General features: G+C 61.6%; 10 protein-coding genes. 3 read left to right on the top strand and 7 right to left on the bottom strand.

The window, feature by feature from the left end; translation table 11 throughout:
• Positions 1-70: 70 nt before the first annotated feature.
• The gene (locus ACI77I_RS31020) at positions 71-1,291 is read right to left on the bottom strand and encodes a hypothetical protein (protein WP_242154958.1); all 1,221 of its coding nucleotides are present in this window, start codon (positions 1,289-1,291) and stop codon (positions 71-73) included.
• Between the two features lie 14 nt (positions 1,292-1,305).
• Entirely contained in the window at positions 1,306-1,755 is a 450-nt protein-coding gene (locus ACI77I_RS31015) for a YcgN family cysteine cluster protein (RefSeq protein WP_094949885.1), read from the bottom strand.
• Between the two features lie 153 nt (positions 1,756-1,908).
• Here ACI77I_RS31015 and ACI77I_RS31010 point away from each other — a divergent pair, with 153 nt between their 5' ends.
• Positions 1,909-2,493 carry a nitroreductase family protein gene (locus ACI77I_RS31010; RefSeq protein ID WP_083359593.1) on the top strand — a complete coding sequence of 195 codons (585 nt, stop codon included), beginning with the start codon at positions 1,909-1,911 and terminating at the stop codon, positions 2,491-2,493.
• 105 nt (positions 2,494-2,598) lie between these two features.
• Here ACI77I_RS31010 and ACI77I_RS31005 read toward each other — a convergent pair whose 3' ends face one another.
• The 5 genes from ACI77I_RS31005 to ACI77I_RS30985 form a co-directional block, all read right to left on the bottom strand.
• Positions 2,599-3,531, bottom strand: coding sequence for a D-2-hydroxyacid dehydrogenase (locus tag ACI77I_RS31005; protein ID WP_094949886.1), 933 nt, complete (start codon positions 3,529-3,531; stop codon positions 2,599-2,601).
• Between the two features lie 107 nt (positions 3,532-3,638).
• Positions 3,639-3,932 carry a YcgL domain-containing protein gene (locus ACI77I_RS31000; RefSeq protein ID WP_083359595.1) on the bottom strand — a complete coding sequence of 98 codons (294 nt, stop codon included), beginning with the start codon at positions 3,930-3,932 and terminating at the stop codon, positions 3,639-3,641.
• On the bottom strand, positions 3,929-5,062 hold the full coding sequence (rnd, locus tag ACI77I_RS30995) for a ribonuclease D (RefSeq protein WP_242154956.1): 1,134 nt from the start codon (positions 5,060-5,062) through the stop codon (positions 3,929-3,931). The genes ACI77I_RS31000 and rnd overlap by 4 nt, the downstream gene beginning before the upstream one ends.
• A gap of 122 nt (positions 5,063-5,184) precedes the next feature.
• Positions 5,185-5,784, bottom strand: a complete 600-nt coding sequence (locus tag ACI77I_RS30990) for a class I SAM-dependent methyltransferase (RefSeq protein WP_094949888.1) — start codon at positions 5,782-5,784, stop codon at positions 5,185-5,187.
• Positions 5,785-5,960: 176 nt separating this feature from the next.
• Positions 5,961-7,331: a glutamine synthetase family protein gene (locus tag ACI77I_RS30985; RefSeq protein WP_406999975.1), complete on the bottom strand. Its 1,371-nt coding sequence runs from the start codon at positions 7,329-7,331 to the stop codon at positions 5,961-5,963.
• A 414-nt stretch (positions 7,332-7,745) separates the two neighbouring features.
• Here ACI77I_RS30985 and ACI77I_RS30980 point away from each other — a divergent pair, with 414 nt between their 5' ends.
• Both ACI77I_RS30980 and ACI77I_RS30975 read left to right on the top strand, forming a co-directional pair.
• Positions 7,746-8,519, top strand: a complete 774-nt coding sequence (locus tag ACI77I_RS30980) for a transporter substrate-binding domain-containing protein (protein ID WP_094949890.1) — start codon at positions 7,746-7,748, stop codon at positions 8,517-8,519.
• A 50-nt stretch (positions 8,520-8,569) separates the two neighbouring features.
• Entirely contained in the window at positions 8,570-9,406 is an 837-nt protein-coding gene (locus ACI77I_RS30975) for a cache domain-containing protein (protein WP_242154942.1), read from the top strand.
• Positions 9,407-9,574 lie beyond the last annotated feature (168 nt).

Raw genomic sequence — 9,574 nt, 5'->3', positions numbered from 1 at the left:
CATGGCTATCGCAGGCAAGCCAGCTCCCACACAAGCCCTCCCCCATTTTTAATTTGCGCATGGATGGAAATCAGCGCAGCAGCTTGGTATCCAACACCACCGACGACTCGCCGATCACGCTTTCGGCCAATTGCACAAACTCCGCCGTGGTGATGCTGTTCGCCCGCATCACCGCCTGCGCGAGGTCATCCAGCGAGCGCTTGTTGTGGGTCTTCACACGGATCTCGCGGTCCAGCTCCTGCAACACCACCACCGCCCGCGCCACCGTCGCACCACTGATGTGTTCGCCACGCAGAGTACTAACCTGCGCGCCTTCCTTGGCCAACCGCGCCTGGATCGCCGCGTAGCGCTCATCGGTGATCCCGCCCGCGCGGCGTAGCAGTTCAATGGCGTAGTACTCGCCAAGCCCTTCGCTGATCCAATCACTGGTGTCGTGGTCGTTGAAACGGCCGATGGCTTGCACCACCTCACGGATCAATGCACTGCTGCCATTTTCGCTGACCAACGGCGTACGGCTGTTGAGGTAGATCGAGTCGCGCGCCGAGAACACGCCACGGCGCATTGGGTCGCTGGCGCCCACCACCAGCAGCTTGGCCGGGTGACGCGGGAACGCCGCCTCAACCTGCGGCCAAACGAACGTCAGCAATGTCAGCACATCCATGCGGCGCATGGCCTGGCCCTTGGGCGAGGCCACGGTGACTTCGGTTTCGCCCAGGCGCACGCGGCGGCTGCCGAGGGTGCCGGCGAGCATCCAGCCGGTGGGCCGGTCGAGCAAGCGGGAAACATTGTCGATACGGAATTTGTTCTTGCCGATACGCGGCCAGGCGGTTTCGACGCTTTTCCAGCCTGACGGCAGCTCGAACATCAGGCGCGACACCAGCTCAATGCCGTCCTGCTGGTCGAGCCGTGCAGCCGGCACCAGGTCTTCCCCCCGAAACAGCGCCCAGCTCGGCGTCATCCGCGCTTCATACAGGCCTGGCTTGCGCGCGTGGGTGAGGCGCACTCGGTAGGTCAGGCTGGCCTTGTCGGCGCTGGGCTGCCACAGCCCACGGTGACCGGTGACTTTCCATTGGCCATCGGCCTTGAAGTCGCTGTAGTCGCCATCGCGGCCCAGGTCGAAGTCCAGGCTGCGCACCGCCGAGCCTTGGGACAGGCTCACACGCACCTCGGCCTGATCACTCTGGGGCAGCAGTTTGACGTGGTAGTCCAGGTCGACTTTCTTCGCGCACCACGCAGGCAGGCTCAGCGCCAGCAACACGAAAGAGGCCGCCAGCTTGGTTACCACCGTCATACACACTCCTTTTTTCAGCCCGCGCGAAAGATCAGGTAATCCTCCCAGTCATCTTCAGGCACGCTGCCTTCGGCGAGCATACGGCCGGACTGGGAAATGCGTTCGTGGTGCACGGCATCGCGGTCGCCACAGACCAAGTGGTGCCACAGTGGCAGGTCCTTGCGCTCGCTGACCAGGCGGTAGCCGCAGGTCGGCGGCAGCCACTTGAACTGGTCGGCCTGGCCCGGGGTGAGCTGAATACAGTCGGGCACCGAGGCGCGGCGGTTGGGGTAGTCGGTGCACTGGCAGGTTTTCAGGTCCAGCAGTTTGCAGGCGATGCGCGTGTAATAGACGCTGTTGTCGTCTTCATCCTCAAGCTTTTGCAGGCAGCACAGGCCACAGCCGTCGCACAACGACTCCCATTCCTCCTGGTCGAGCTGATCAAGGGTTTTGCGTATCCAGAAAGGTTCGACTTTGGCGGCCATGGCTCTACATCAGTATCGGTAGGTGAAAAGGCCGCCAGTCTAGTGCCCACGGCCTCTGGGGCCAAGCGCTTACGACTGGCGGTGTAACAACACTTGTCAGTCTAGTGGCCGCGCAGTAGCTTTGAGCGCCGAATTGACGATCAGGAACAGCCCATGACACGCGTTGCCGATTACCCGATCCACACCCAGTTCACCGAACGCTGGTCGCCCCGCGCCTTTACCGGCGAGAGCATCCCGCAGGACACCCTGCTGAGCTTTTTCGAAGCCGCGCGCTGGGCGCCGTCGGCTTACAACTCGCAGCCATGGCGTTTTCTCTACGCGCGCCGTGACACGCCGGACTGGGAGCGTTTCCTGGGTTTGCTCAATGAATTCAACCGCGGCTGGGCGCAACACGCCTCGGCCCTGGTGATCATCGCCTCGAAAACCGACTTCACCGCCCCCGGCGCCACCGAAGAAACCCCGGCGCTGTGGCACACCTTCGACACCGGTTCGGCCTGGGGCCACCTGGCGCTGCAAGCCAGCCTCAGCGGCTGGCATACTCACGGCATGGCCGGTTTCGATCAGGAACTGACCCGCAAAGAGCTGAAGATTCCAGCCGGTTATGCACTGCACGCGGCGGTGGCCGTGGGCAAGCTGGGGGACAAGTCGAGCTTGCCGGAGTACCTGCAAGGGCGTGAAGCGCCAAGCCCGCGCAAGCCGCTGAGCGAGCTGGTATCGGAAGGTGATTTCAGCCTGTAAGCCTTACTGAAATCCCTGTGGGAGCGGGCTTGCCTGCGATAGCAGTGGGCCAGTCACTGCATGGCAGGCTGGTACACCGTCATCGCGGGCAAGCCCGCCCCCACATTAATAACCGCGCTCGAAATCCACTTCGCCGCGCAATGCTTCCTTGGCCTGATAAGCCCGCAGGTTCTGCACAAACAACTCCACCATCATGCTCGGCGAGGTCGGCGCGGAACTGTGCCCGGTCAACAACAGACCCCAGGCGGTCCAGAACGGATGACGTTGCGGCAGGGGTTCCTGGCGGCACACATCGATTACAGCGCCAGCCAAATGCCCTTCTTTCAACGCCTCGACCAGATCCGCATCGACCACGGCCACGCCACGCCCAACGTTGATAAACAACCCGGTCGACTTGAATTGCTTGAACAGCGCCGCGTCGTACAGGTCATGGGTGTTGGCCGTGTTCGGCAGCAGGTTGATCACATAATCCACCTCGCCTACCAGGCGGCCCAGCTGATCCAGCCCGGCCACTTCGATAAACGGCGCCTGCTCACGCGCGGAGCTGGCGATGCCGTAAAGCTTGACGCCAAACGGCAGCAGAAAGTCGGCAACGCTTTGGCCGATATCGCCGGTGCCGACGATCAGCGCCTTGCGCCCCGCCAGGCTCTGGCCCATGCGGTTGTCCCATTTGCGCTCGACCTGGCTGACCAGGCGCGCGAGCACTTCGCGCTCGTGGCCGAGCATGTAGGTGAGGACGAATTCAGCCATGACCTGGCCAAAAATGCCGACCGCGCGGGTCAGGCGATAGTCGCGGGGCAAGCCATCGGCGAGCAGCGGCGTGACACCGGCCCAGGTCGATTGCAGCCACTGAGGCTGGTGCCCCTGGCGCAACAAGGTGGCGAGCAGATCCGGCTGGCCCAGCCATACCGGGCAATCGGCGGCCAGGCGCGACAATTCGGCTGAATCGCCGCTGGTCAGCACCTCGACGTCGGGTGCCGCTTCACTGAGCAATTGAGCGTAGAGCGGGTAATCCTGTTCAGCAATCAGAACACGCATGGTTCAAACCTTTCAAAAACACTGCAGACGGCCGCCCGCATCCTTACGGCCACCACCCACTTATACGTTTGCATTGAAGAATGTGCCCTGGGCAGGGCACTGTCCGATCACATCGGGTCGTTGCGGCGCAACAGCTCTTCGGGCAAGTGCTCGATGTACTCGTCCTCGGCCGGTGGCATTTGCAGGTGGTAGCCCTGCTTGTCGAGGTTTTCCAGGACCACCGTGATGTCCTCACGGGACAGCTTGCGCTCTGGCGTCAGGATCATCTCGAACGCGAGATGGGCCTTGCCGAAGGCTTCCATCAACGGTTCCGGCACACGCTCCAGCGCATCACTTTTCAGCACGTAGAGGTACATCCCGTCTTTTTTCAAGCTGCGGTAGATGGAGCAAATACGTTTCAAGGCTGTTCTCCGGCAGTGGCCAGGCTGTCGAGCAGCGCTTGGCCCATCAACTCGCGGCGCCAGCCACGCAGCGAGTCTGGCAATTTATAAGGCCCATCGGGGTAGCCGCTTTTAACCAGGGCTTCGAGGGTTTTCTTGCGCAGCATCAGCTCCGGCGCCATGTCCAGGCGTTCGGCTTCGGCCTGGCCCAAGGTACGCAGTTGCTTGATCAGCGTGGCGGCGTCCACCGGCAGCGGTTCAGCCACGGCGGGTGGCCATTGGTCCATGGACACGCTGCCGGCACGTTTGATCAGGTCCAGCAGAAACTGGCCATCCTGACGCACGGTGCGCGGGTGCATGTCTTCGATTTTGCCCAGCGCGGCGAGGTTATCCGGCTGGGATTTGGCCAGGGGCCACAACGAGTGTTCACGAATGATGCGGTTGCGCGGCAGGTCACGGGCGCGGGCTTGCTGCTCGCGCCAGGCGCACAGCTCACGCAGCACGGCGAGCTGGGCGCGGGACAGTTTCCACGCCAACTTGGCGTCGCGGTACACCTCGTACGGGTCGACCTCGCGGCGCAGGTTGGCCACCAGTTCGGCGCCGTCTTCCAGCACCCAGGCGTATTTGTCGTCTGACAGCTTCGGGCGCAGGCGGATGTAGACCTCGGCCAAGTGCACCGCGTCTTCGGCGGCGTAGCTCACTTGGGTCTCGGACAATGGCCGCTGCAGCCAGTCCGAGCGGGTCTCACCCTTGGGCAACTCGATATCCAGCACGGCTTGCACCAGGCGCGAGTAGCCCATGGAGAAACCGAGGTTCAAGTAAGCCGCCGCCAATTGAGTGTCGAACAACGGCACCGGCAGGCTGCCGGTCAGGCGCAGCAACACTTCCAGGTCTTCGCTGCAAGCGTGCACCACCTTGATCACCGCTGGGTTTTCCAGCAAGGCGGCCAAGGGTTGCCAGTTGTCGATGGTCAGGGGATCGATCAGGTAAGCGCGCACGCCATCACCGATCTGGATCAGCCCGGCAATGGGGTAAAAGGTGTCGACCCGCATGAATTCGGTGTCGAGGGCGACGAATGGCAACTGCTGCCATTCGGCGCAATGCTGGCCGAGGCTATCGTTGTCGCAGATCCAGTGAATATCGATGGCCACACGGCTCTCCCTTGAAGAATGGCGCGCAGTATATATCGCGAAAGCCCCTTGCGAGCATCCGCAGTGCACACACCATCATGAAAACTCCGACAAGAGATGAAGAATAGTCGGACAGGCAGGAGTTAGCCTCTCTTACGCAGGACGTAGACCCGCCACAGCTTGGAGCCCGGCAGGAATTCCTGATGGTTGAGTATGTTGAAACCCGCTTGGCGGAACTCGCCCTCGACAGGCGTATGCGCATTCACGGAAACGATCACCGTGTCGCGGCTGACCCGGTGGAACTCGCGCAGCAGCGCCAAACGCCCGTCACTGTTGGGTACATGGCGAAACAATTCCAGGCAGAAAATGCAGTCAACCGCATTTGCCGACAGGCCGATGGAAAACGCCGAGCCCTGGAATGTTTTGACGCGCTTGAGCAATGACGCCGGATGGTGGGTGCACGCGTGGTCGAGCATGGCCTGGGAGTTGTCCGAGGCCAGGATCACCCGGTTGATGTGTTCGGCCAACACCGGCCAGAACCGGCCAGAGCCACAGGCCAGGTCGAGGATCAGCCCCGGCTCGCCGGCCACCTTCAATGCCTGGCGCACCAACCGATCATCGCGCCAGGCCGCTAGGCGCTTGAGCAGCGCTGGCGGGCGTGTGTCGCCGCAGACCCTGGCATGCTCACGGTCACAGCGCTCGGCGAATTCAGTCTCGATAGAGGATGGAGTAGGTGACGACATCACGGGCTCATGTGTGTGGAACGGTAGTGAACGACCTTGATTCGCAGCTTAACGACTGCAACGTGAAAAAAAGGTCGAAGCCGTGAATGACTTGAGATTGCACGCGTTTGGCGGTGCGCTGAGTACCTATCCGTTGCTGCAGCAACGGATATGCCCCCAGCGCCCCCCACACAGACTCACGCCTGATGCAAATACCACCGCCAATCCTGCTCCCCCACCTCCCCCATAAACTGGCGATATTCAGCGCGTTTCACCGCCAGGTACACCCCGAGAAACTCACCGCCAAACGCATCCCGCGCCCAGCTCGAACCTTCCAGAGCACGCAAAGTGGTGAGCCAGTCAGTCGGCAGCAATTCCTTGGCCTGGGCATACCCGTTGCCCTCCACCGGAGCACCAGGGTCACGCTGTTCGCGGATACCCCGGTGGATGCCAGCCAGAATCGCAGCGGCCGCCAGGTAAGGGTTAGCGTCGGCACCACAGATACGGTGCTCAATGTGCCGGGAATTGGCCGGCCCGCCGGGCACGCGCAAGCTGACCGTGCGGTTATCCACCCCCCAAGTGGCGGCCAGCGGCGCATAGCTGTTGGCCTGAAAGCGACGGTAGGAATTGGCGTTAGGACAGAACATCAGCAACGAATCGAGCAACGTGCTGAGCATACCGCCCACCGCCTGACGCAATAGCGGCGTGCCATCGGCAGCCTCGCTGGCGAACAGGTTATTGCCGTGGACGTCCGCCAGGCTCACATGCATGTGCATGCCCGTGCCCGCCAAGTCATCAAAGGGCTTGGCCATGAAACACGCAGTCATCCCGTGTTTATGCGCCACGCCCTTGACCAGCCGTTTATAGCGCACCGCTTCGTCCATGGCTTGCAGCGCATCAAAGCGATGTTCCAGGGTGATTTCAACCTGGCCCGGCGCGTATTCGGAAATCGCCGTGCGCGCCGGGATGCCTTGCAGTTTGCAGGCGCTATAAAGGTCGGCAAGGAACGGCTCGATCTGCTCCAGTTCGCGCAGGCCATACACCTGGGTCGAGCGCGGGCGATTACCGTCCACATCCCGGGCCGGTTGCGGTCGGCCGTTGCTGTCGGGCTTCTGGTCGAGCAGGTAAAACTCCAGCTCTGCCGCCATCACCGGGTAATAACCGTCGGCCTTTAAGCCGTCGATCACCTTGGCGAGCAAATGCCTGGGGTCGGCCACGGTGGCGGGCAGGCCTTCGGTAGGGTGCATGCTGACTTGCACCGCCGCCGTCGGGATCAGGCGCCACGGCATGCGCTGCAAACTGCCGCTGATCGGGTAGGCGCGGCAGTCGATATCGCCGACGTCCCACACCAGCCCGGAGTTTTCCACGTCATCGCCGTTAATCGTCAGGCCAAGGATGGTGCTGGGTAACGGCCGGCCACTTTCGTACACCGCCAACAACTCATCGCGGTGCAGCAACTTGCCGCGTGGCACGCCGTTGTTGTCGAGGATAAACAGCTCGAACATCTCAACGTCCGGGTTCTGCTCAAGGAAAGATTGGGCTTCGTGCAGGCTGGCAAAAACACTCATTGGAATTCTCATACGTTTGCGGCAGGCGGGCGCACAGGCACCGCCGGGCAGATGCGCACAGGTGCGCGTCATCCATGGGGCAGATCAACGTAGGAGAGCAGTATCGGGTGGGCGCGCGTGTCGGCAGTGGAACAAAGCCCAGAAGGCCAGCTCGGAGGGGAGTGCCTCGACAACCGTCGGACAGCTCGGCACTAATGCGCCAGGCAGCGTCGCGGGGTGAGTGTCGGGGGAACCGTCCATGCAGGATTCACAATGAGGTAGATGCCCGGCAGCCTCACACGCCTGGATAGGTGGTTAAATTCAGGGTTAATGGAGTTTGGTTGCAAACTGGCTAAACATTGCGCGACCCTTGCTACCTGAGCGCGCTGCTGGAAATAATGACCGCCCCCGATCATGCCCTAAGGACTCGACCACATGAAAGCGCCCCTAGCCCTGTGTGTACTGGCGAGTATCGCAACCACCGCCCTGGCCGACACCGCGCCATCGCGCCTGGATGAAGTGCTGCAGCGCGGCACGCTCACCGTCTGCACCACCGGCGACTACAAGCCCTACACGTCACTGCGCGCCGATGGCCGTTATGAAGGCATCGACATTGCCATGGCTGAGTCACTGGCCAAAAGCTTGAATGCGAAAATCACCTGGGTGCCGACCACTTGGAAAACCCTGATGCCGGACTTCCTGGCCCAACGCTGCGACATCGCCGTGGGCGGTATTTCGGTGTCGCTGGAACGCCAGAAAAAAGCCTTCTTCAGCCAGGCCCTGGGCGTGGATGGCAAGATTCCGCTGGTGCGCTGCGCTGATGTACAGCGCTACCAGACCGTCGAGCAGATCAACCAGCCGCAGGTGCGGGTGATCGAACCGGCGGGCGGCACCAACGAAGTCTTTGCCCGCGCTCATCTGGGCCAGGCGCAGATTCGCCTGCACGACAACGTGACGATTTTCGACGAATTGTTGGCGGGCAAAGCCGACGTGATGATCACCGACGCCAGCGAAGCGCGCTTCCAGCAAAAGCTTAAGCCTGGGCTGTGTGCCGTCAACCCTGAACAGCAGATGCAGTACAGCGAAAAAGCCTTCCTGCTGCCCCGCGATGATGTGGCGTGGAAAAGCTACGTCGACCAGTGGTTGCACTTGAGCGTCGCCACCGGCGTGTACGGCGGCATCGTCAATCAGTGGCTCGCGGCGCCCTGAGCCAGAACCGTCTACGCTGTTGCCAAACCTACAATATTGAGGGATGGGTAATGAAAGGACTGCTCCGACTCACCTGGCTGCTGCTGTTGTGTTTCAGTCAGGTGCACGCGGCCACTCAGGATAAGGACGCACAGGCCGCCAAGGCCCTACTGGAAAAGGCTTTGGCCTATTACCAGAGCAACGGCGACAAAGCGTTCGCCGCCTTCAGTCGCCAAGGTGACTTCATCGACCACGACCGCTATGTGTTTGTGGTTGATACCAAGGGCGTGCTGCTGGCCAGCGGCGGGCCCTCCTCCGCGCTGATCGGCCGCGACGTATCCGAGCAGCTCGGGCCGGACTTGCAAGCCTCGTTCAAGCAAGCGCTGGCCGTACCCGAGGGCCAGGGCATCCAGCAGGCCGACTACCGCTGGCAGAACTGGAATGACGGCAAGGTTGAGCACAAGCATGTGTTTTATCAGCGCGTGGGCGAACGGATTTTGGCAGTCGGTTATTACCTGCCTCGAGCCACACCGGAACAGGCGCGTGGGCTGCGCAACAAGGCGGTGAACGCGCTGATGAAGGATGAAGCCGGCACGCTCAAGGCGATCAACGCGTTGCAGGGCGGGTTTCTGCAAGATGATTTGTATGTGTTTGTGGTGGACCTGAATACCGGGCGCTATGTGGCGCATGGCACCAACCTGCGCCTGGTTAACACCGACTTCGCCAAGATCAAGGACCCGGATGGCAAGCCGGTGGGCGAGCCGATCCTCAAGATAATGGCCGAGCAGGATCAGGGTGAGTACAAGTACCGCTGGAAAAACCCGGTGACAGGTAAGGTTGAGAACAAGCACGCGTACTTGCGCAAGGCCGGGCATTTTATGGTGGCGGTCGGGTACTACAGCCCCTGAGCAGAATTGAAATGCAATCCACTGTGGGAGCTGGCTTGCCTGCGATAGCGGTGTATCAGTTTCACCGCTATCGCAGCACAGGTATCTACGCATCTTTTTATGGGTTGAATTCTTTTGTGGTCGCGGGGGCGCTGGGTACATATCCGTTGCTGCGGTAATGGCTGCTAT

It is taken from the genome of Pseudomonas sp. D47 (assembly GCF_045447305.1).
Classification (GTDB): domain Bacteria; phylum Pseudomonadota; class Gammaproteobacteria; order Pseudomonadales; family Pseudomonadaceae; genus Aquipseudomonas.
This window is presented reverse-complemented; position numbering and strand designations above follow the sequence as displayed.

What these genes read in the sequence shown, in the direction of transcription:
- ACI77I_RS31020 (WP_242154958.1), bottom strand. Translation starts at nt 1,291, where the DNA reads ATGACGGTGGTAACCAAGCTGGCGGCCTCTTTCGTGTTGCTGGCGCTG.
- ACI77I_RS31015 (WP_094949885.1), bottom strand. Translation starts at nt 1,755, where the DNA reads ATGGCCGCCAAAGTCGAACCTTTCTGGATACGCAAAACCCTTGATCAG.
- ACI77I_RS31010 (WP_083359593.1), top strand. Translation starts at nt 1,909, where the DNA reads ATGACACGCGTTGCCGATTACCCGATCCACACCCAGTTCACCGAACGC.
- ACI77I_RS31005 (WP_094949886.1), bottom strand. Translation starts at nt 3,531, where the DNA reads ATGCGTGTTCTGATTGCTGAACAGGATTACCCGCTCTACGCTCAATTG.
- ACI77I_RS30990 (WP_094949888.1), bottom strand. Translation starts at nt 5,784, where the DNA reads ATGTCGTCACCTACTCCATCCTCTATCGAGACTGAATTCGCCGAGCGC.
- ACI77I_RS30985 (WP_406999975.1), bottom strand. Translation starts at nt 7,331, where the DNA reads ATGAGTGTTTTTGCCAGCCTGCACGAAGCCCAATCTTTCCTTGAGCAG.
- ACI77I_RS30980 (WP_094949890.1), top strand. Translation starts at nt 7,746, where the DNA reads ATGAAAGCGCCCCTAGCCCTGTGTGTACTGGCGAGTATCGCAACCACC.
- ACI77I_RS30975 (WP_242154942.1), top strand. Translation starts at nt 8,570, where the DNA reads ATGAAAGGACTGCTCCGACTCACCTGGCTGCTGCTGTTGTGTTTCAGT.